Below are 20,291 nucleotides of genomic sequence, written 5' to 3' on the forward strand. Positions count from 1 at the left end.
AAAAACAATGAGAATTCTGATCATCGGTGGCGAAGCCGCCGGTATGAGTGCTGCCGCCAAGGCGCGTCGACTGGCCATCGATGCCGAAATCGTGGTGTATGAGGCATCCGAGGTGATCTCCTTCGGTGCCTGCGGCCTGCCCTACTTCGTCGGCGACGAGTTTCAGGAGCCCGGCTACATGGCCGAGTTCACCCCGGAGCAGTTCGCCGCCAAGGGGATCGAGGTCAAGATTGGCCACCGGGTGCTGAGTCTGGATGCTGTCGCGCAGACGCTGACGGTCGAGCACAACGGCGACACCTTCACCGATCGCTACGATCGGCTGATGATCGCCACCGGTGCCCGCGAAGTGATGCCACCCATCCCCGGTTTGCAGCAGGAGGGGGTATTCGGTCTGCGCCGGATGGCCGATGGACTGGCGCTGAAGGCGGCGGTACAGGACAAGAACAATCGCCGCGCCGTGGTGATCGGTTCCGGCTTTATCGGGCTGGAAGTGGTCGAGGCGCTGGTTCATCAGGGCAAGGAGGTGCGTCTCATCGAGCTGGCGGATCGGGTTATTCCCGATGCGTTTGATGGCGAGATCACCCAGCACATCGAAACCGAACTGCGCGAGCAGGGAGTCTCTCTCCATCTTGGTGAGCGGGTTGAAGCGCTGCTGGGGGATGGCCGGGTGACCGGCGTGCGTACCAGCCAGGGTGAGTACGAGGCCGATATCGTGGTGGTCTGCACCGGGGTCAAGCCCAACACCGAGTTTCTGGCCGATACCGGCATCGAGCGACTCGGCAACGGCGCCATCAAAGTTGACCGTCAGGGGCGCAGCTCGCTGGCCAACGTCTGGTCGGCCGGTGACTGTGCCAGCGTCTGGCACGCCGTGAAGCAGCAGCAGGTCTATGTGCCGCTCGCCACCATCGCCAACAAGCTGGGGCGCATGGTAGGCGAGAATCTCGCAGGTGCCGAGCAGGAGTTCCCCGGCACTCTGGGTTCCGCCGCGCTCAAGGTGCTGGGGCTGGAGGCGGGCCGTACCGGCCTCTCCGAGCAGGAAGCCAAGGCGATGGGGACCGACTATCGCACCGTGGTGATCAAGGACAAGTGCCACACCAACTACTGCCCGGGTCAGTCCGACATTCACGTCAAGCTGGTCTATGAGGCGGGCAGCAAGCGGCTGCTGGGCGGCCAGATCCTCGGTCGCAAGGGTGCGGTACACCGCATCGATGCGCTGGCGGTCGCCATCACCATGGGGGTAACCACCGAGCAGCTCGGCATGCTGGACTTTGCCTACGCGCCGCCCTTCTCCCGCACCTGGGATGCCCTCAACGTGGCGGGCAACGTCGCGAAGTAACAGGCGCTGACCATGCGGAAATGAGAAGAGGCAGCACAGGGGGCCGCCTCTTCTTTTTGCTTAAAACTGCCTCAGGGATCGGCAGGGGAAGCTTGCCGCTCCGGCTTGCCTGTCGCCGGTTTGCTGCCGACCAGCACGGCGCCGAAGAAGATAAGCGCAACACCTGCCGCCTTGCTTGCCACCAGCGGTTCGGCAAAGACCGGCATGCTCACCGCCAGCAGATAGACCAGCCCGTAACTGGTGCTGAGCAGTGGGTAGGCGATATTGAGCGGTGTGGAGTGCAGCGCGGCCAGCCAGCAGAGCAGCGATAGCCCGTAGCAGAGGATGCCGATGACGATGGTGAGGAGTGGCAGGGGGTGAGCCAGCATCACGGCGGGATCGGCCTGCCATGCAGGGAGGCTGATCGCTCCCCACTTCATGCAGAGCTGCGCCACCGTCACCAGCACTATGCTGCCTAACACGTAGAGATAGCCCTTCATCGCAGGCCTCCCAGCAGCAGGGCGCCGACGATGATGGTGGCAGCCCCCAGCCAGTTGTGGCTGCTCACCGGCTCGTGGAAAAAGAGGCGTGAGCCGAGCAGCACCAGCACTAGATTAATGCTGAGCATGGGGTAGGCCATGCTCAGCGGCAGTCGTTGCAACAGATAAATCCAGAGCAGCATGCCACTGCCAAGTGCTGCCACGCTGGCAACAAGCCAGGGGGAACGCAGCTTTTGCAGGTGGTTACAGGGGTTACGCTGCCAGCAGATAACGGCCTGCTTTTGCAGCATCTGGCCGCTGCTGGTCAGCAGGCACACCAGTAATAGCAGCACTATATCCATCAGCGTACTCCATGGTAGATGAGCAGGGTCAGCCGGTGGCTGACGAGGGTCTCGTCGGCAGGGGGCAGAGGGCCGGTCTCTCCGTCGTGATCGGTCTTCATCAGCAGGGCAACTTGCCCCTTCTCGCGCGCTTGTGCCAACCATCTCGGGAACTCTGCACGGGCAACATAGCGGCCCTTGGCATCCGGATAGCCCAGGCCGTAAGCTAGCTCTCCTTTGTCGTCGAACAGCATGATCTCGCCGCGCCGGGTGCTCCGGGCGAGAGCGGATGCCAGTCCCGGATCGCTGGCCAGCAGAGTCTCTGAACCCTGCAGCACGGCCTGATTGGTCTCGATGAAACGCTCTGGCAGCTTTGAGTCGATCAGTGATTGCGGCAGCGCCCAGGGCAGGCCGATGGCCAGTATCATGGGGCAGAGCGCGCTCAGGACCCAGCGGCGACTGACCGCCTGCAACTGGATGAGTCCGAGCAGGGACCAGCCGATAAAGATGGCCATGGCCACCGACAGTGCCCCGTGATCCTCTTCACCGTAGATGGCTTGGTCGCGGGATAAAGCCAGCACGGTCAGCACTACCAGTCCGATGAGGCCGAACAGGCCGTTCAGCCAGGCGTTGAGTTTGAAGGCCCGCTCTTTACCTTCCTTGATTTTGTCCACGGCGCTGGTGGCCATCAGCATGGCCAGCGGGGCGAAACAGGGCAGGATATAGGTGAGCAGCTTGCCTTTGGCAATGCTGAAGAAGAGCAGCGGCAACACCACCCAGGCCAACAGATAGAGGGTTTCCGGGCTGTTCTTGCGCGCTTGCCATCCTTGCTTCAGTGCCCCCGGCAGCAGGCCGAGCCAGGGCAGGGTGCCGAGCAGCCCCATCGGCAGGTAGTACCAGAATGGCGCCTTGTGCTGCGCATCTTCCGAGGCGAAGCGATGGATGTGCTCAATCCAGAAGAAGTAGTGCCAGTAGTCCGGCTCGCGCAGGTGTACGGCGATGGCCCAGGGGGCGACCAGCAGAGCCGCGCTAAGGATGGCCAGCGGCCCGAAACATACCAGCTCGCGCAGGCGGCGCTGATAGATGGCGTAGGGCATGATGGCTACCACGGGTACCGCCAGTGCGATAAAGCCTTTGGTGAGAAAGCCCATGCCGCAGGCGAGGCCGAACAGCAGATAGCCTGCCACTCTGCGACCGGGCGGCCCTTCTTGCCGGATGAGGTAGAAGCTCACCATGGCGGCATTGAGCCAGAGGGTGACCATGGCATCCAGCACGCTGTAGGTGCCGATGCCGTAGACGATCAGGGTCGAGAGATAGATCAGGCTGGCGAACCACGCTGTACGCCGGCACTGCCACAGCTGCAGAGCGAACCAGAAGATCAGCAGGGCGCTCAGGCCGGTGGCTGCGGCCGAGGCGAAGCGGACCGCAAAGTTGCTCTCGCCAAACAGCAGCTGGCTGAGGCTGTTGAACCAGTAACCGGCGATGGGTTTCTCGAAGTAGCGCAGGCCAAGGAAGTGGGGCACCACCCAGTCACCCGTGGTGATCATCTCCCGGCTGATCTCGGCGTAACGGTTTTCGTCCGGGCTCCACAGCATCCGCTGGTTGAGTGGCAGCAGGTAAAAGGCGAGGAAGAAAAGGGGCAGGGCCCATCGGGTCATCTTCATGAGATTCTCTGTTGCAATCTGGCGAGCGGGTTCATGGCGTCATCTTGCAACCGAGCCACCCTTCGCGTCCTGGCAGGGAGCCGCGCAGCAGATGGCTGGTCGGCAAGAGGGCTGGGTCGGGGGGAAGCAGGTTGCCAAGGGGGATGAAGTGGATGCCGCGCGACCTGGCTTCATCGAGCAGGAGATCGAACTGCTCGGCCATGACGATCCCCTCCACCTCGGCGTGGATGGTGTAGACATGGGGGCCCGGTTGCGGTGCCGCAGTCAGCTGCTCCAGCAGGAAGTGGTTGAAGCGCTCGGCCGTCACCTGGCTGCCAATCACCTCGTCAAAGGTGGGCAGGTTGACCGGGATCTGCGGGGTGCCGGGCCGACCATCCTCCAGAATGGGACGGAACAGGCCGCAGCCACGGCAGTCACTGTTGTAGCGAAAGCCGAACTGCTCCTTGGCCTGGGTGGTGAGGGGATCGGCTCGCCAGCCGGCGGCGGCGGAGCAATCCACTTCGCGCCCCAGGATCTCGCTCAGGGCATCGACTCCGAGCCGGGTCTGGCGGATCAGTTCGGCTTCGTCCCAGCGACCGGTATTGGCCTGCCAGCCGTGGTGATCCCAGGCATGCAGCCCCACCTCATGGTGCGCCTTATCGGTGTCGCGCATCAGGGAACCCAGCTCTCTGCCGATGGACTTGCCGGGCCAGGCGGTGCCAGCCAGCAGGATATCGAGCCCATAGAGGGATGCGGCGTTGGAACGCAGCATCTTGAGCAGGAAGCGGGGTTTTAGCAGGCGCCACAGGTGGCGCCCCATGTTGTCCGGACCGACCGAGAAGAAGAAACTCCCCTTCACCTGATGCTTGTCGAGCAGTTGCAGCAGGCGGGGAACCCCGTCACGGGTTCCCCTGAAGGTATCGACGTCGATCCGCAGACCCACTTCAGTCATGCTCGACTCCCGTCGTGACCGCCCCCTGCAGGAAGAAGTCCAGCGTCTTGCCGATGGTCTCTTCCATCTCGATGGTCGGTTCCCAGTCGATCAGCTTGCGGGCATTACGGATGCTCGGGCGGCGGTGGGAGACATCCTGATAGCCGTCGCCGTAGAAGGACTTGCTCTCCACCAGATTGAAGCCGGCAAATGGCGGGAAGTGGTGGCGCAACGGGTGGGCCTCGAACTTGGCGAGCAGCACCTCGGCCATCTCGCGAATGCTCGCCTCGTTATCCGGGTTGCCGATGTTGATGATCTGGCCGTTGCAGCGATTGCCACTGTTTTCGACGATGCGGAACAGGGCTTCAATGCCATCCTCGATATCGGTGAAGCAGCGTTTCTGGGCGCCGCCATCCACCAGCTGGATCGGGGTGCCGTCCACCAGATTGAGGATCAGTTGGGTGATGGCGCGGGAACTGCCGATGCGGGCAGAGTCCAGGCTGTCGAGGCGTGGGCCCATCCAGTTGAAGGGACGGAACAGTGTGAAGTTGAGCCCCTCTTTTTTGCCGTAGGCCCAGATCACCCTATCCAGCAGCTGCTTGGAGACCGAGTAGATCCAGCGCTGTTTGTTGATGGGGCCGACGATGAGGCGGGATTCATCTTCGTCGAAGCTGTGGTCGTCGCACATCCCGTACACCTCGGAGGTGGAGGGGAAGATGATGCGCTTGTGGTACTTGACGCAGTAGCGGACGATCTTGAGGTTCTCTTCAAAGTCGAGTTCGAACACCCGCAGCGGGTTGCGGGTGTACTCGATGGGGGTGGCGATGGCCACCAGCGGCAGGATCACGTCGCACTTCTTGATGTGGTACTCGATCCACTCGGTGTGGATGCTGATGTCCCCCTCCACGAAGTGGAAGTGGGGGTGGCCGATGAAGCGTTCCACTGCGCTGGAGCCAATATCGAGGCCATAGACCTCGTAGCCGCCATCCTTGAGCAGACGCTCGGTGAGGTGGTTGCCGATAAAGCCGTTGACGCCGAGGATCAACACCCGGGTCAGCCGTGCCTTGCGCATGGCCTTGCTCGCCTTGTGGCCGATCTTCATCCCTTCCATCAGCCCCAGCTCGCGGGCAAGTTGGGCGCCGCGTACATAGAGCCCTCCTTCGGCCTGGCCTGTCAGGATCTCCAGCACCCCTTCACCACAGGCCACCTGCAGCGGGTCGTGGGAGATAATGGTGCCCGGCTGCTGGTCGCTCTGGATCGCCAGCGGCTTTGCCTGCCAGACCGTCAGCTTGCGATCACCGGCGAAGCTGAAGGCCCCCGGGTAGGGCTGGGTAACGGCACGTACCAGGTTATAGAGATCCCTGGCGGGCTTATCCCAGCGCAGCTCGCCATCGGCCGGGGTGCGGCGACCATAGTAGCTTGCCTTGTTCTCGTCCTGCGGGGTGAAGGTGGCGTCACCGCGCTTGAGTTTGACCAGCTCCCCTTCCAGCAGGGCGTGGGCTGCCTGGCGCATCTTGCCATGCAGGGTCAGTGCGGTGTCATCGTGGGCAATGGTTACTGCCTGCTGGGCAAGGATATCGCCGGCATCGGCACGGGCTGTCATCCGGTGCAGGGTCATGCCGGTTTCGCGCTCGCCGTTGACCAGACACCAGTTGATGGGCGCCCGGCCACGATAGGCAGGCAGCAGGGCTCCATGCAGATTGAAGGCCCCGACGGTCGGGATATCGAGGAGTTCCTGCTTGAGCAGGTTGCGGTAGTAGAAGGAGAAGATGGCCTCGGGCGCCAGTTCGCGGATACGCTCGACCCAGAGCGGGTGGTTCACGTCTTCGGGAGAGTAGACCGGCAGGTCATGTTCGGCGCAGAGCTGGGCCACCGAACCGAAGAAGCGGTTCTCGCCCGGATCATCGGCGTGGGTGAAGACCGCCTGGATCTGATAACCGGCCTGAAGCAGTGACTCGATACCGGTGCAGCCGATATCGTGATAGGCAAAGACGACAACGTTCATGATTGAGTTTCCTGTTGCGAAGCATCCGGTGTGGAGCGAACGATTTGGTGAATGAAGTAGCGGGGGCGGGCGCGCACATCGGTATACATGCGGCCTATGTACTCACCCAGCAGCCCCATCCCGATCAGCTGTACGCCGACAAAGGTGAAGAGAATGGCAAACAGGGTGAAGACGCCATCTGCTGCCCAGTCGGCGCCCAGTAACAGACGCAGCAGCAGCAGCAGGATCGAGAAGGTGAAGCCGATCCCCGCCACCAGGCTGCCAACGATGCTGAGCAGGCGCAGCGGGGCCGTGGTCATGCAGGTGACCAGGTCGTACATCAGGTTGATAAGGTGCATCAGGCCATATTTGGATTCGCCGTGGGCCCGCTCGGCGTGGCCCACCTCCAGCTCGGTGGTGCGGCGGGCAAAGCTGTTGGCCAGGATGGGGATGAAGGTGCTGCGCTCCTGACAGCAGAGCATGGCGTCGATGATGTGGCGGCGATAGGCACGCAGCATGCAGCCGTAGTCGCTCATCTGGACGCCGGTGGCCCGCTGTACCGACTTGTTGATAAAGCGTGAGGCTGTCTTGCGAAACCATGAATCCTGCCGGTTGCGGCGGATGGTGCCGACCACGTCATACCCTTCCATGGCGGTGGCGACCAGCCGCGGGATCTCTTCCGGCGGGTTCTGCAGATCGGCATCCAGGGTGATCACCAGATCCCCTGTTGCCGTCTCGAAGCCGGCCATGATTGCGGCATGCTGGCCATAGTTGCGGTTGAGCAGCACGGCGACCAGCTTGCTCCCTTCGCGATTGGCGGCTTCGCTGATGATGGTGGCGGATCGGTCGTTGCTGCCGTCGTCGATCAGGATCACTTCGTAATCCTGGCTCAGCTGCTCGCAGGTGTCGGTCACCCGTTGCAGCAGTTCCGGCAGGCTCGCCTCCTCGTTGTAGACGGGAATGATGACTGAGACCCGTTTGATGTCGTTATGGTTCACGTATTGTTACTCCAGTATGTCGGTCAGGGCTGCCACAACCCGATCCACGTCGGAGAGCGTCATGTCGGGGAAGAGGGGCAGGGTGCAGAGCCGTGACGAGTTCCACTCTGTGTTGGGTAGCGAAAGATCCGGATAGCGCTCCCGGTAGTACTTCTGGGTGTGGGCGGCGCGAAAATGCAGGCCACTGCCGATGCCTCGCTCCTGCAGCGCCTGCATCAGCTGATCGCGATCGAGGCCGCACTGCTCGGGGTCGACCCGCACCATGAAGAGGTGCCAGGCATGCAGATGGGGGTAGGTGGGGATGGCCAGCGGTGCCAGCGGCAGGTTGGCCAGACGTTCATGGTAGCGAGACACCAGTTCTACCCGCTTGGCATTGAGCTCGGGCAGGCGGGCCAGCTGCACCAGGGCGATGGCGGCGTTGATGTCGGCCAGGTTGTATTTGAAGCCCGGCATGATCACCTCCGCCTGCGGCTTGCGTCCCTGCGTCATGCGGTCGAAGGCATCGACTCCCAGGCCGTGAAATTTCAGCATGCGAGCCTTGTCGGCCAGCGCCTGGTCATCGGTCACCAGCATTCCTCCCTCGGCACAGGTAAGATTTTTGATGGCGTGGAAAGAGAAGATGGCGGTGCCGGTTTCCCCGACCCAGCGCGCGCGATAGCGGGTGCCGACTGCATGGGCGGCATCTTCGATGACTGGAATATCGTGCTGGCGACCCAGGGCGAGGATGGGGTCGAGGTCGACCGGTGCCCCTGCGTAGTGGACCGGGATGATGGCCCGGGTGTTGGGGGTGATGAGCGGCGCTATCTGGTCGGCGCTGACCATCAGAGTATCCCTGTCCACATCGACAAAGACCGGGGTGGCCCCCAGCAGGGTGATGATGTTGATGGTGGAGACCCAGGTCTGGGAGGGCGTGATCACCTCGTCACCCGGGCCAATCCCCAGCGCCATCAGGGTGACATGCATGCCCGCGGTCGCGGAGCAAAGCGCGACCGCATGCTGGCAGCCAAAGGTCTCGCAGAAACGCTGCTCCAGCTCATGATTTTTCGGGCCCGTGGTGATCCATCCCGATTGCAACACCTCGCTGACGGCACGGATCTCGGCCTCGCCCATGGCAGGCTTTGAGAATGGCAGAAAGTCTTTCATACGACTCCGGTCTTAATGTCGCAAAAAATAAAATGACGATGAAAATCTGCATTGCTGATTTTCACTGGAAATATGCCTGGGGAAAGTGTCGAGATTGCTCGATATATTTTGAAAGTAGCTGAATAACGAGTTTTTATTCAAGCGCACAGCAACACTTGGTAACAATTACTGCCGTTTTGATGGCGTGGCTTAATATGGAAATATCTCGTAACAAAAAATCGCTTGGCTTTATTTTAGGTTGGTGTTTAGCCACTTTTTTGACTGTCGCCATCTAAATCATCTGCTATTGATCAACAGGTTGGGTGTCATTCAGAATTGACATTGCTTGTTACAAATTGCCCGTAGTGCAATTGAGTAAAGGATGTAAAGTTTCCATCATTACGCATTATGGAAAAATCGTTATGAATATCACAGTGTTTGGCAGTGGCTATGTCGGACTGGTACAGGCAATTGTATTGGCAGATGTAGGGCACCAGGTTGTTTGTATCGATCTCGATGCAGATAAAATAAATAGATTATCCCATGGCGAATTACCAATATATGAGCCGGGACTGGATGTGTTATTACACCAGACATTGCAAAATGGCTCGCTGACATTCACCACGGATATTCCCATGGCGGTTACCCATGGTGACGTGCAATTTATCGCCGTCGGTACGCCCCCTGATGAGGATGGTTCGGCCGATCTGAGCGCCATCAGGGCGGTGGCGAGATCGATTGCCCAGCATCGTGCAGATGAGGTGATCATCGTCAACAAATCCACCGTGCCGGTTGGTACGGCAGACAAGGTGTTTTACTGGGTCAGGGAGCAGCAGGCCGAACTTGGCAAGCAGTTTGAATTCGATGTGGTCTCCAATCCGGAATTTCTGAAAGAGGGGGCGGCCGTCAGGGATTGCCAGCGCCCGGATCGCATTGTTATCGGCACCGGCAAGGAGCGTTCCAGAGCCGTGATGCGCGAGTTGTATGAGCCATTTAATCGCAATCACGACCGCATTCTGTTTATGGATGTTCGCAGTGCCGAGCTGACCAAATACGCCGCCAACTGCATGCTGGCCACCAAGATCAGCTTTATCAACGAGATGGCCGGGCTGGCCGAGCGGGTCGGTGCCGATATCGAACTGGTGCGGCAGGGGATTGGTGCCGACCAGCGCATCGGCTACCAGTTTATCTATCCCGGTTGTGGTTATGGCGGATCCTGTTTCCCCAAGGATGTGAGGGCATTTCTGGCGACTGCAGCGGCCCTCGACTACGACACGCCGCTTATTCGTGCGGTGGAGCGGGTCAACGAGCGGCAGAAGTTCAAGCTCTTCGACACCCTGGCCTGCCACTTTCACGAGCGAGGCGAGTCGCTGGCGGGCAAGACCATCGCCATCTGGGGACTCGCCTTCAAGCCCAATACGGATGACATGCGCGAAGCGCCGAGCCGGGTGTTGATGGAGGCGCTCTGGCAGGAGGGGGCCCGGGTGCAGGCCTTCGATCCGGTGGCGATGAAGGAGGCACAGCGTATCTATGGTTGCCAGCCCGAGCTGTCGCTGATGGGGACCAGGGAGGCAGCGCTGGCGGGGGCGGATGCGTTGGTCATCTGTACCGAGTGGAACGAGTTCAAGGCGCCCGATTTTGCCCAGATCAGGAAGATGCTGGCGCACCCCCTCATCGTCGATGGTCGCAATCTCTACGATCCGCTCAAGATGAAGGGGCTGGGCTTTTCCTACTATGCCATCGGGCGTGGGGAGACCATTACAGAAGGTATGAGCCATGCAGAGTGCTGATATTTCGGAGCGCACGCTCTGCTGGATGTTGCTGCTGGTTACGCTGGTGCTGCTGTCTGGCCAGTTTGACCATCAGCTCTGGACCCCTGACGAGCCGCGTGAGGCAGCCATTGCACTCGAGATGTACCGCAATGGCGATTGGGTGGTACCGACCCTTGGCGGGCACAGCTTTATCGAGAAGCCGCCGCTCTTCTATATGGCCGCTCTGCCGTTTCTTGATGGGTTTGAATCCTGGCTGGGGGTGACCAATAGCCTGCGGTTGGCGGGCGTGGTCTGGGCGGCGGGTATGCTGCTCTTTACCGGCCTGCTGGCCTATCGCCTGCTTGGCAATAGATCGGCCGCGATCTGGTCGGTGATCGCACTGGGCACCATGGAAGGATTTATCATCAACACGCACTGGATTAGAACGGACAGTGCGCTTGCCTTCTTTGTCATATTTACCCTTTGGGCATTTTCAGAATATTACCTTGTAAGCCGTCGGTGGATGGCGATACTGGCCGGAATAGGGTTGGCGGGCTGTTTTATGGCAAAAGGTCCTATTGGGCCACTGACAGTTTTTTTTGGCTGGTTCCCGCTATTCTTCTTCGCTGCAAGATGTGCCGCCATCGACAAAAAACTGCCAGGATTTATCTGGCAGCATCTGCTGATGCTGCTCTGTTTTATATTGCCAGTGGCAGCGTGGATTCGTGAATTAATTAATCATGTCGATGGCGATGCTTTATGGAATGAGTGGTTCTGGCAGAATCAGGTAGGCCGCCTGACAGGCACCTCGACCGAACTCGGCCACATCAAGAAAGGGGCATATCTTTATTATTTATGGGGGATGTCTGAATATACCATCCCCTGGTTGCCATTCATTTTCTATTGGGGTTGGCAAACCATCAAACAGCGACGCTGGAGTCGTGAGAGGTTATTTCTGTTGTGCTGGGCAGTGGGCACCCTTTTGCTGTTAACCCTCTCATCCACCAAGCGCACCCTCTATCTTTTTCCGTTGTTGCCGGTATTTGCCATCATGCTGGGTCAGGTCAGCCTGAACTGGCCGGGATGGACGGCTCGCTATGGTCGGGGATGGCTCTGTTTCATGCTGCTGTTCTGTGTCGTGGTCATAGGGCTACCTCTGCTGGGCCCTTCACTACCGGTGGCCAGTCATGTTCCGGCAGACGTGCTACAGGTCGCCAGCAAGCTGGGGTGGCGTTATATCCCCGCCAGTATGCTCTTCGTGATTGCGCTGGCGCTGTTGTTGCGGCGCAAGGAGGTGCATGGCGCTACTCATGTTGCCAGCTCGGTGGCCATCATGTTTCTGCTCACCTTTACACTGGTTTACCCCTTGATCGATGCCGCCAAGGGAGTATCGGGAAAGATGGCCCGGTTGCTTGAGGGAATACCGCTCGAGAAGCGGGATCGCATCGCCGGCTGGCAATTGGGGGAGACGGAGCTTGGTCTGCTCTCTGCCTATGAGCAGATGCAGGTAATGAATCTGGACAGGGAGAAAGTGAGGGATGTGGTTGCCTGTCGTGATGCCCGGTTTGATGCCGTGTTGGTCAATGGTACGGCCGGGGAGAGGGTCAAGCTGCTGGAGGGGATTCCCTATCAGTTGCTGGCCCAGACCGCTCTGCGCTCGGACAAGGGGCAACTACTGACTCTGGTGACAGGATTACAGTGCCATTAAGCCATCTATTCCCATTCAGGGGCACTGTATGAGGCAATATGGCCGTGTGGTGACGGTTCCGCTCTTCCCGGCCTAGCGTCGGGCTGACAGCGGGTTTGCAACCCTTGGTGATAAGCGAACTTCACGATGCGGCCATCTCGCAGGTGGCTAATGAATGGGATAGATGGGGTGTGAGGGGCCGCGACCGCTATGGGTTGCAGGAACTTCACCCAGCCGGATTGGTGGATTGCAAAGATAAAAAAACCGATGCCTTGGCATCGGTTTTTTTATTACCGGTTTATCCGTATCACTCAGCCACGGCCGAGGCGGTTCTCCGGGTAGTTCTTGGCCAGCACTTCGCGGGCATGCTTGGCCAGCTGCGGCATCTTCAGGGCGTCGTAAGACTCGACCATGATCTCCAGTGCCTTCTCGGTTTCGGCTGTGTCGGGGTAGGTCTCGACAATCAGCTTGGCCCGGTTGGCGGCCGCGACCAGTGCATCACGCTTCACGTAATACTCGGCCACGCTCAGGTCATATCGGGCCAGACGATTCTTCAGGCCAATCATGCGAGCGCGGGCATCGGCGGCATAGACGCTGTTGGGGTAGTTTTGCAGCAGGGTCTTGAAATCCTGGAATGCCTGACGGGCATAAGCCGGGTCTTTGTCGTCACGACCGATACCGAACAGGCTCTGGAAGAAGTTGTAATCCGCCGCCATGTTGGTCAGGCCGCGCATATAGAATACGTAATCGATATTTTTATGCGCCGGATTGAGGCGGATAAAACGGTCGATATTGGCGATCGCCTGAGCGGTATCATCCTGCTTGTAGTAGGCATAGATGAGGTCAAGCTGTACCTGGTTAGAGTAGGCGCCGAACGGGTAGCGAGAGTCCAAAGCCTCAAGTAATTCAGTGGCTTGCACGTAATTGCCAACGTCCAGTTTGAGGCGTGCTTTCTGGTACAGGGTCTCCGGCGGTTCGTCGGGTACCTTGGGTTTGGTGCTGGAACAGCCTGTGATCAAGGTAGCGACCAAGGCGAACGACATCAGCAGGTGAGACTTCTTTCCCATCAACAACATCCGGTCCATTTCCACGAAATTGGCAAAGTATCCGTTATGCTTGGCTAAAAGAAAAGCTAGAATACCCGGATTATTTCGAATTGATACCCCCCGCTCAAGAGACCATACATGAGCCAGCATATTGAACTGACAGGCGAATTCCAGGATCACCAATTCGGGCAGCGACTCGACCAGGCCCTGGCCGAATTGTTTCCAGACTACTCCCGCACCCGCATCAAGGAGTGGATTTTACAGGACAGAGTGACCCTGGACGGTCAGGTTGCCAACACCCCGCGCGAGAAGATTTTGGCCGGGCAGCAGGTGCATGTGAATGTCGAGCTGGAAGATGATACTCGCTGGGATGCCCAGGATATCGAGCTCAACATCGTTTATGAAGATGAACACATTCTGGTGATCGACAAACCAGCCGGTCTGGTGGTTCACCCGGGCGCAGGCACGCCGGATGGCACCATCCTCAACGCCCTGCTGCACCGCTACCCCGGCATTGCCGAGGTACCCCGCGCCGGTATCGTGCATCGTCTGGATAAAGACACCACAGGTTTGATGGTGGTTGCCAAAACCGTACCCGCCCAGACCCATCTGGTGGAAGCGTTGCAGGCGCGCCAGATCACCCGTGAGTACGAAGCGATCGCCATCGGTCACATGACCGCAGGTGGTACGGTTGATGCGCCCATAGGCCGTCACCCGACCCAGCGTACCCATATGGCCGTGGTGCCCAATGGCCGCCCCTCTGTGACCCACTACCGGGTGCACGAGAAGTTCCGTGGCCACACCCGTCTGCGTCTGCGTCTGGAAACCGGCCGTACCCACCAGATCCGTGTCCACATGGCGCACATCAAACACCCGCTGGTGGGGGATCCCGCCTACGGTGGCCGTCTGCGCCCGCTGCGCAACGCGACCCCCGAGCTGACCGAGGCGCTGCGCAACTTCCATCGTCAGGCGCTGCACGCCACCATGCTGCAGCTGGCTCATCCCATCACGGGTGAAGTGATGCAGTGGCACTCCCCCACGCCGCAAGACATGGTGGCGCTGATGGAGGTGCTGCGTGCCGACACCCTCGCCAATCCGGATGAATTGGTCTGGAAATAGTGCTTGATTGAGGCACTGCACTCCTGAATAGCCCTCGCCAACCTGGACGAGCTGGTCTGGAAAGGGTGATGAATCTGGCGGTATTGCGACAACTTCTGCCGTAACCCGCCGATACAGCGCGTAGCACACAGAACCTTGAAACGGGGCGTCTTGACTGGTTGCAGCCAAGCGCCCCGTTTCCATTTGAACGATAGAGCGTGAAGGAGTGAGCAATGAAATGGCTTGAACCCGACTGGCCGGCACCAGCGTGCGTCCGTGCCCTTTCGACCACCCGGGATGGCGGAGTAAGTGAAGGGGTCTTTACCGGCCTCAATCTGGGGGCCCACGTGGGTGACGAACCGGTGCGAGTCGAGGCCAATCGGGCCCGGCTGCAGCAGGCGGTTGCCATCCCGGGGCCCCTCAACTGGCTTAATCAGGTGCACGGCACCGTGGTTCATCAGGTCAGCAGCCATTATCAGCAGGCGCCGGATGCTGATGCTGCCTGCGCCCATGAGGCGGAGCAGGCCTGCATCGTGATGACTGCTGACTGTCTGCCGGTGTTGTTCTGCGATCGGGCCGGTACCGTGGTCGCAGCGGCCCACGCAGGCTGGCGTGGACTGAAAGAGGGCGTGCTGGAGGCGAGCATCGCCGTCATGGGTTGCGAGCCGGGCGAGATCCTGGCCTGGATGGGCCCGGCCATCGGCCCCACAGCGTTTGAAGTGGGTGGCGAGGTGCGCGAAGCCTTTATGGCTGAGCAGGCTGAAGCAGAAGCGGCGTTCGTCCCTTCGTCCAACGATGGCAAATGGTTGGCGGATATCTACCAGCTGGCGCGGTTGCGCCTCGCCCGTGCTGGCGTTACCGCCGTCTATGGCGGCGAATACTGCACCTTCAGCGATAGCGAGCAGTTCTACTCCTATCGTCGCGACGGTCAGACCGGCCGGATGGCCTCCCTCATCTGGTTGGCCCGCTAAGCAATCACCCGCCAAGTAATAGCCCGTCTCTCTCAAGAACAGATCCGTATGAGAGAGGCGGTGATCCTGCCCTCTCCCCGCTTTGCAGAAAAAATAACCAGCCCATGCCCTTGAAATAGCCCGTACGGGCCTCATCTTTCATCTCAGAAAGTTATGTTGTTTGCCGCGTAAGCGGCGTCTGCCTGTTTGAAGGGGGAGTGCAATGCGCCTCGATCGCCTTACCAGCAAATTCCAGATTGCTATTTCCGATGCCCAGTCTCTTGCGCTGGGTCGTGACCACCAATTCATCGAACCCGTTCACCTGATGACCGCACTGGTCAATCAGGATGGCGGCTCTATCCGTCCGCTGCTCACCCTGACCGGGATGGATATCAACGCCCTGCGCTCCCGCCTTGGCGAGGAGCTGGATCGCCTGCCGCGCGTGAGCGGCGTAGAAGGGGACGTGCAGCTCTCCAACGGCCTCGGCCGCCTGCTCAACGTCTGCGACAAACTGGCCCAGCAGCGCAAGGATCAGTTCATCTCCTCCGAACTGTTCGTGCTGGCTGCCCTCGACGACAAGGGTACGCTGGGCGAGCTGTTGCGCGCCCAAGGGCTGACCAAGGAGAAACTGGAAGCGGCCATCGACAAGGTGCGTGGCGGCAAGAAGGTGGAAGATGCCAACGCCGAGGAGAACCGTCAGGCGCTGGAGAAGTACACCATCGATCTGACCGAGCGGGCCGAGATCGGCAAACTTGACCCGGTGATCGGCCGTGATGACGAGATCCGCCGTACCATTCAGGTACTGCAACGCCGTACCAAGAACAACCCCGTGCTGATCGGTGCTCCCGGTGTCGGTAAAACCGCCATTGTCGAGGGGCTGGCCCAGCGCATCATCAACGGCGAAGTGCCGGAAGGGCTCAAGAACAAGCGGGTGCTGTCGCTGGACATGGGGGCGCTGGTGGCCGGCGCCAAGTATCGCGGCGAGTTTGAAGAGCGGCTCAAGGCCGTGCTGACCGATCTCGCCAAGGAGGAGGGCAACGTCATCCTCTTTATCGACGAGCTGCACACCATGGTCGGCGCCGGCAAGGGCGAAGGGGCAATGGACGCGGGCAACATGCTCAAACCTGCGCTGGCCCGTGGCGACCTGCACTGCGTCGGCGCCACCACCCTGGATGAGTACCGTCAGTACATCGAAAAAGATGCCGCGCTGGAGCGTCGCTTCCAGAAGGTGCTGGTGGAAGAGCCGACAGTCGAAGACACCATTGCCATCCTGCGCGGTCTGAAGGAGCGTTACGAGCTGCACCACCATGTGCAGATCACCGACCCCGCCATCGTGGCTGCGGCCCAGCTGTCGCACCGTTACATTGCAGATCGCCAGCTGCCGGACAAAGCCATCGATCTCATCGACGAGGCGGCAGCCAGCATCCGGTTGCAGATCGACTCCAAGCCGGAAGCGCTCGATCGCCTCGAGCGGCGCATCATCCAGCTCAAGCTGGAGCAGCAGGCGTTGATGAAAGAGGACGACGACGCCAGCCGCAAGCGTCTGGAGCTGATCAATCAGGAGATTGGTGAGAAGGATCGGGAATACAACGAGCTGGACGAAGTGTGGAAGGCCGAGAAGGCCGCCCTCGCCGGCACCCAGCATATCAAGGCTGCGCTGGAGCAGGCCCGTCAGGATCTCGATGTGGCGCGCCGCGCAGGCGACCTGGGCCGGATGTCCGAGCTGCAGTACGGCCGCATTCCGGAGCTGGAGAAGCAGCTGGATCTCGCCACTCAAGCCGAGATGCAGGAGACCAGTCTGCTGCGCAATCGGGTCACCGATGTGGAGATCGCAGACGTCCTGGCCCGCTGGACCGGTATTCCGGTCGCCCGCATGTTGGAAGGGGAGCGCGACAAGCTGCTGCGGATGGAAGATCAGCTGCACAGCCGGGTGATTGGTCAGGAAGAGGCGGTCGATGCGGTCTCCAACGCCATTCGTCGCTCCCGTGCCGGTCTCTCCGACCCTAACCGCCCCATCGGCTCCTTCCTGTTCCTGGGGCCCACCGGGGTGGGCAAGACCGAGCTGTGCAAGGCGCTGGCCGAGTTCCTGTTCGATACCCAGGATGCCATGGTGCGGATCGACATGTCGGAGTTCATGGAGAAACACAGCGTGGCCCGTCTGGTGGGGGCGCCTCCCGGATACGTGGGTTATGAAGAGGGTGGTTATCTGACCGAGGCGGTGCGCCGTCGTCCCTACTCGGTGATCCTGCTGGACGAGGTGGAGAAGGCACATCCGGATGTGTTCAACATCCTGTTGCAGGTGCTTGATGATGGCCGCCTGACCGATGGTCAGGGTCGCACCGTCGATTTCCGCAACTCGGTGGTGATCATGACCTCCAACCTCGGGTCGGATCTGATTCAGGAGCACCACTCCGAGAAGGATTACGACGAGATGAAGGCCATGCTGATGGATGTGCTGACCCGCAGTTTCCGGCCGGAGTTTATCAACCGGATCGACGAGACCGTGGTGTTCCATCCACTCGGCGAGGAGCACATCAAGTCCATCGCCCGGATCCAGCTCAAGAGCCTGATGGGCCGTCTGGAGGCTCAGGGTTACGAGGTGGAGGTGAGCGAAGCGCTGCTCGAGAAGCTGGTGCATGCCGGGTTCGACCCCGTCTACGGGGCACGACCCCTCAAGCGGGCGATCCAGCAGAAGGTGGAGAACCCGCTGGCGCAGGCGCTGCTCTCCGGTCGCATCGTTCCCGGCAAGAAACTGCTGCTGGGAGCCGACAGCAACGGCCTCACCATGACCCAGTAATGGGATTGTCGATGAAAAACGCAGGCCTTGTGCCTGCGTTTTGTTTTCAGGGGAAGCGAGATGCTGAAGTTTTCCGTGCTGGTGGATGACGACGTTCATCTGCCAGGCTGTCTGCCCGAGCGAGGGTTGGCGCTGCTGCTGGAGTGTGACGGCCTCAGGGTGCTGTTTGATAGCGGCCGTGGCCGGGCGCTGTGCCACAACGCCGCCGTGATGGGGATCGATCTCGCCTCGCTCACCCATGTGGTGCTCTCCCACGGTCATTATGACCATGTGGGCGGGGTCGGCTCGCTGCCCGTCTATCCAAGACCCATCCCGCTCATCGCCTGTCCGGACGTGTTTTGCGAGCGGGGCTACTTCCTGTCGCTGCCCTTCTGGCGACGCAACCTCTATCGCCTGTCGGGGGCGCTGGCTCGGGAGTCGCTGCCGGCCAGAGGCTTGCTTCCCCACTGCTCAGCCGAGCCGGTGTGGCTCTCGGATCGTCTGGTGTTCCTCGGCAGCATTGTGCGGCGCGACCGGGCTGCGCCTTCGCTGCTCGGCTACATAGTGCGGGGTGGGCGGGTGGAGAAAGACCTCATCAGCGACGACTCGGCACTGGCTTTTAAGAGCTCCAAGGGCCTTATCGTCTTTATCGGCTGCGGTCACGCCGGGGTCGAGAACATCGTCGAGTGGGCCAAGGAGGTGTGTGGTGACGAGCGGATCCACGCCGTCATCGGCGGCCTGCACCTGAAGTTTTCCGGCCCACAGCGGGCGGTGGCGCTCGGTACCTATCTGCAGGCAGAGGCGGTAGAGCTGTTGTTTGCCTGCCACTGCACTGGCAGCAGAAAGGCGGGGTTGCCGCGCCAGCGCCAGATCGGGGCGGGTTTTGAGCACAGTTTTTCGGCGTAAAAAAAACGGCAATCCGAAGATTGCCGGGAGGAATGTAGTGACGCGACCTGGCGTGGGTTGAGCGGGTCGCAGGGGCAAGCCCCCGATTGCGAAGCGCGGCCACTGCTGGCCTCGCTTCTTACAGCCTGCTGGGGATGCGCTCGCTCAACCCCGACGGCCACCTGCCTGTTGCCATGCCCGCGCGATGACGCCGGCATGGCCTTCATTCGTTACAGCATGCCTTGCACGGCGGCTTTCATCTCGGCCGGCCAGACACCGACCTGCACCTGACCGATATGCTCTTTTTGCAGCAGCAGCATGGCCAGACGGGATTGGCCGATGCCGCCGCCGATGGTTTGCGGCATCCGTGCTGCCAGCAGATCCTGATGCCAGTCGTACTGCAGGCGATCCTCGTCGCCTGTGATGGCCAGTTGGCGGCGCAGTGCCTCGGCATCGACCCGGATCCCCATGGAGGAGATCTCGAAGCTGTCTTGCAGTACCGGGTTCCACACCAGAATGTCGCCGTTCAGACCTGCCAGTCCCAGCTCGCTGTGGCTGCTCCAGTCGTCGTAGTCCGGGGCACGCACATCGTGGCGCTCGCCGTGGGAGAGGGCACCGCCGATGCCGATCAGGAACACGGCCCCCAGCTCTTTGGCGATGGCCCGCTCGCGCCCCTTGGCATCGAGATCCGGGTAGCGGGCCAGCAGCTCTTCACTGTGCAGGAACTGGATCTCCGCCGGCAGGAAGGGGGTCAGTTCATGCTCGGCACAGACTGCGCGCTCGGTGGCCTTGATGGCGGCCCAGATGCCGCGCACGGTTTCCTGCAGATAGGCCAGATCGCGGCGCTCGCTCGGCATCACCTTCTCCCAGTCCCACTGATCCACGTAGACCGAGTGGATAGGGGTGAGCTTGTCTTCATCCGGACGCAGTGCCTTCATGTGGGTGTAGATCCCTTCGCCCGGGCCGAAACCAAAGCGACCCAGGGTCTGGCGCTTCCATTTGGCCAGTGAATGGACCACTTCGTAGCTGTGATCCGGCAGGGTTTTTACTTTGACCTTCACTGCATTCTCGTGGCCAGAGAGGTTGTCCTGAGTACCATCACCGACCCGGCTCAGAATGGGGGCTTGCACCTCCATCAGACCCAGTTGCTGGGCGAGTTGGCGGGAGAACATCTCTTTGACGAAGCTGATCTGCTGTTGGCTGCGAATGTAGTGCTGTTTCATGCTGAATTCCTGTTTCAAACCCCGTTGGATGTGGTGATTCTTCAACGGAATGCCAGCTAAAT

The 20,291-nt window shown here is 60.4% G+C and carries 16 protein-coding genes; 7 read left to right on the forward strand and 9 right to left on the reverse strand.

The features are described from left to right. The first annotated feature begins 7 nt into the window (after nt 1–7). Nucleotides 8–1,336, forward strand: a complete 1,329-nt coding sequence (locus G5315_RS08060; protein WP_421332859.1) for a CoA-disulfide reductase — start codon at nt 8–10, stop codon at nt 1,334–1,336. 71 nt (nt 1,337–1,407) lie between these two features. On the opposite strand, the gene arnF is transcribed toward G5315_RS08060, so the two are convergent. From arnF to arnB, 7 genes are read right to left on the reverse strand one after another with little or no spacing between them, the layout of a single operon-like run. After that, entirely contained in the window at nt 1,408–1,815 is a 408-nt protein-coding gene (arnF, locus tag G5315_RS08065) for a 4-amino-4-deoxy-L-arabinose-phosphoundecaprenol flippase subunit ArnF (protein ID WP_421332860.1), read from the reverse strand. Next, nucleotides 1,812–2,156, reverse strand: a complete 345-nt coding sequence (locus G5315_RS08070) for an EamA family transporter (protein WP_216952259.1) — start codon at nt 2,154–2,156, stop codon at nt 1,812–1,814. Before G5315_RS08070 ends, arnF begins: the two co-directional genes overlap by 4 nt. Next, complete coding sequence (gene arnT, locus G5315_RS08075; protein WP_421332861.1) at nt 2,156–3,799, reverse strand: lipid IV(A) 4-amino-4-deoxy-L-arabinosyltransferase; 1,644 nt, start codon at nt 3,797–3,799, stop codon at nt 2,156–2,158. Before arnT ends, G5315_RS08070 begins: the two co-directional genes overlap by 1 nt. Nucleotides 3,800–3,830: 31 nt before the next feature. Then, a complete protein-coding gene (arnD, locus tag G5315_RS08080; protein ID WP_216952257.1) occupies nt 3,831–4,730 on the reverse strand; it encodes a 4-deoxy-4-formamido-L-arabinose-phosphoundecaprenol deformylase in 900 nt (299 codons plus the stop codon). After that, a complete protein-coding gene (gene arnA, locus G5315_RS08085) occupies nt 4,723–6,714 on the reverse strand; it encodes a bifunctional UDP-4-amino-4-deoxy-L-arabinose formyltransferase/UDP-glucuronic acid oxidase ArnA (protein ID WP_421332862.1) in 1,992 nt (663 codons plus the stop codon). The genes arnD and arnA overlap by 8 nt, the downstream gene beginning before the upstream one ends. Next, nucleotides 6,711–7,691: an undecaprenyl-phosphate 4-deoxy-4-formamido-L-arabinose transferase gene (gene arnC, locus G5315_RS08090; RefSeq protein ID WP_421172616.1), complete on the reverse strand. Its 981-nt coding sequence runs from the start codon at nt 7,689–7,691 to the stop codon at nt 6,711–6,713. Before arnC ends, arnA begins: the two co-directional genes overlap by 4 nt. A gap of 6 nt (nt 7,692–7,697) precedes the next feature. Then, complete coding sequence (gene arnB, locus G5315_RS08095; protein ID WP_216952254.1) at nt 7,698–8,834, reverse strand: UDP-4-amino-4-deoxy-L-arabinose aminotransferase; 1,137 nt, start codon at nt 8,832–8,834, stop codon at nt 7,698–7,700. Nucleotides 8,835–9,235: 401 nt separating this feature from the next. On the opposite strand from arnB, the gene G5315_RS08100 reads away from it, so the two are divergent. Beyond that, a complete protein-coding gene (locus tag G5315_RS08100) occupies nt 9,236–10,603 on the forward strand; it encodes a UDP-glucose dehydrogenase family protein (protein ID WP_421332863.1) in 1,368 nt (455 codons plus the stop codon). Then, on the forward strand, nt 10,590–12,272 hold the full coding sequence (locus G5315_RS08105; RefSeq protein ID WP_421332864.1) for an ArnT family glycosyltransferase: 1,683 nt from the start codon (nt 10,590–10,592) through the stop codon (nt 12,270–12,272). The genes G5315_RS08100 and G5315_RS08105 overlap by 14 nt, the downstream gene beginning before the upstream one ends. A 290-nt stretch (nt 12,273–12,562) precedes the next feature. Here G5315_RS08105 and G5315_RS08110 read toward each other — a convergent pair whose 3' ends face one another. Then, the gene (locus G5315_RS08110) at nt 12,563–13,318 is read right to left on the reverse strand and encodes an outer membrane protein assembly factor BamD (protein WP_421332865.1); all 756 of its coding nucleotides are present in this window, start codon (nt 13,316–13,318) and stop codon (nt 12,563–12,565) included. A gap of 117 nt (nt 13,319–13,435) precedes the next feature. On the opposite strand from G5315_RS08110, the gene rluD reads away from it, so the two are divergent. The 4 genes from rluD (at nt 13,436) to G5315_RS08130 (ending at nt 19,027) form a co-directional block, all read left to right on the forward strand. Next, nucleotides 13,436–14,416 carry a 23S rRNA pseudouridine(1911/1915/1917) synthase RluD gene (gene rluD / locus G5315_RS08115; protein WP_227341786.1) on the forward strand — a complete coding sequence of 327 codons (981 nt, stop codon included), beginning with the start codon at nt 13,436–13,438 and terminating at the stop codon, nt 14,414–14,416. A 212-nt stretch (nt 14,417–14,628) separates the two neighbouring features. After that, nucleotides 14,629–15,366, forward strand: a complete 738-nt coding sequence (gene pgeF / locus G5315_RS08120) for a peptidoglycan editing factor PgeF (protein WP_421332866.1) — start codon at nt 14,629–14,631, stop codon at nt 15,364–15,366. Nucleotides 15,367–15,568: 202 nt separating this feature from the next. Beyond that, a complete protein-coding gene (gene clpB, locus G5315_RS08125) occupies nt 15,569–18,142 on the forward strand; it encodes an ATP-dependent chaperone ClpB (protein ID WP_139734462.1) in 2,574 nt (857 codons plus the stop codon). Nucleotides 18,143–18,202: 60 nt separating this feature from the next. Further along, nucleotides 18,203–19,027 carry an MBL fold metallo-hydrolase gene (locus tag G5315_RS08130; RefSeq protein WP_421332867.1) on the forward strand — a complete coding sequence of 275 codons (825 nt, stop codon included), beginning with the start codon at nt 18,203–18,205 and terminating at the stop codon, nt 19,025–19,027. A 209-nt stretch (nt 19,028–19,236) separates the two neighbouring features. Here the strand turns inward: G5315_RS08130 and asnA are convergent, their stop codons facing one another. Further along, the gene (gene asnA, locus G5315_RS08135) at nt 19,237–20,229 is read right to left on the reverse strand and encodes an aspartate--ammonia ligase (protein WP_421332868.1); all 993 of its coding nucleotides are present in this window, start codon (nt 20,227–20,229) and stop codon (nt 19,237–19,239) included. Between the last annotated feature and the right edge of the window lie 62 nt (nt 20,230–20,291).

This window comes from Aeromonas sp. 603607, assembly GCF_049171595.1.
GTDB lineage: Bacteria > Pseudomonadota > Gammaproteobacteria > Enterobacterales > Aeromonadaceae > Aeromonas > Aeromonas veronii.

Coding starts and splice junctions, on each gene's coding strand:
- G5315_RS08060 (WP_421332859.1), top strand. CDS start 8: ATGAGAATTCTGATCATCGGTGGCGAAGCCGCCGGTATGAGTGCTGCC.
- arnF (WP_421332860.1), bottom strand. CDS start 1,815: ATGAAGGGCTATCTCTACGTGTTAGGCAGCATAGTGCTGGTGACGGTG.
- G5315_RS08070 (WP_216952259.1), bottom strand. CDS start 2,156: ATGGATATAGTGCTGCTATTACTGGTGTGCCTGCTGACCAGCAGCGGC.
- arnT (WP_421332861.1), bottom strand. CDS start 3,799: ATGAAGATGACCCGATGGGCCCTGCCCCTTTTCTTCCTCGCCTTTTAC.
- arnD (WP_216952257.1), bottom strand. CDS start 4,730: ATGACTGAAGTGGGTCTGCGGATCGACGTCGATACCTTCAGGGGAACC.
- arnA (WP_421332862.1), bottom strand. CDS start 6,714: ATGAACGTTGTCGTCTTTGCCTATCACGATATCGGCTGCACCGGTATC.
- arnB (WP_216952254.1), bottom strand. CDS start 8,834: ATGAAAGACTTTCTGCCATTCTCAAAGCCTGCCATGGGCGAGGCCGAG.
- G5315_RS08100 (WP_421332863.1), top strand. CDS start 9,236: ATGAATATCACAGTGTTTGGCAGTGGCTATGTCGGACTGGTACAGGCA.
- G5315_RS08105 (WP_421332864.1), top strand. CDS start 10,590: ATGCAGAGTGCTGATATTTCGGAGCGCACGCTCTGCTGGATGTTGCTG.
- G5315_RS08110 (WP_421332865.1), bottom strand. CDS start 13,318: ATGGGAAAGAAGTCTCACCTGCTGATGTCGTTCGCCTTGGTCGCTACC.
- rluD (WP_227341786.1), top strand. CDS start 13,436: ATGAGCCAGCATATTGAACTGACAGGCGAATTCCAGGATCACCAATTC.
- pgeF (WP_421332866.1), top strand. CDS start 14,629: ATGAAATGGCTTGAACCCGACTGGCCGGCACCAGCGTGCGTCCGTGCC.
- clpB (WP_139734462.1), top strand. CDS start 15,569: ATGCGCCTCGATCGCCTTACCAGCAAATTCCAGATTGCTATTTCCGAT.
- G5315_RS08130 (WP_421332867.1), top strand. CDS start 18,203: ATGCTGAAGTTTTCCGTGCTGGTGGATGACGACGTTCATCTGCCAGGC.
- asnA (WP_421332868.1), bottom strand. CDS start 20,229: ATGAAACAGCACTACATTCGCAGCCAACAGCAGATCAGCTTCGTCAAA.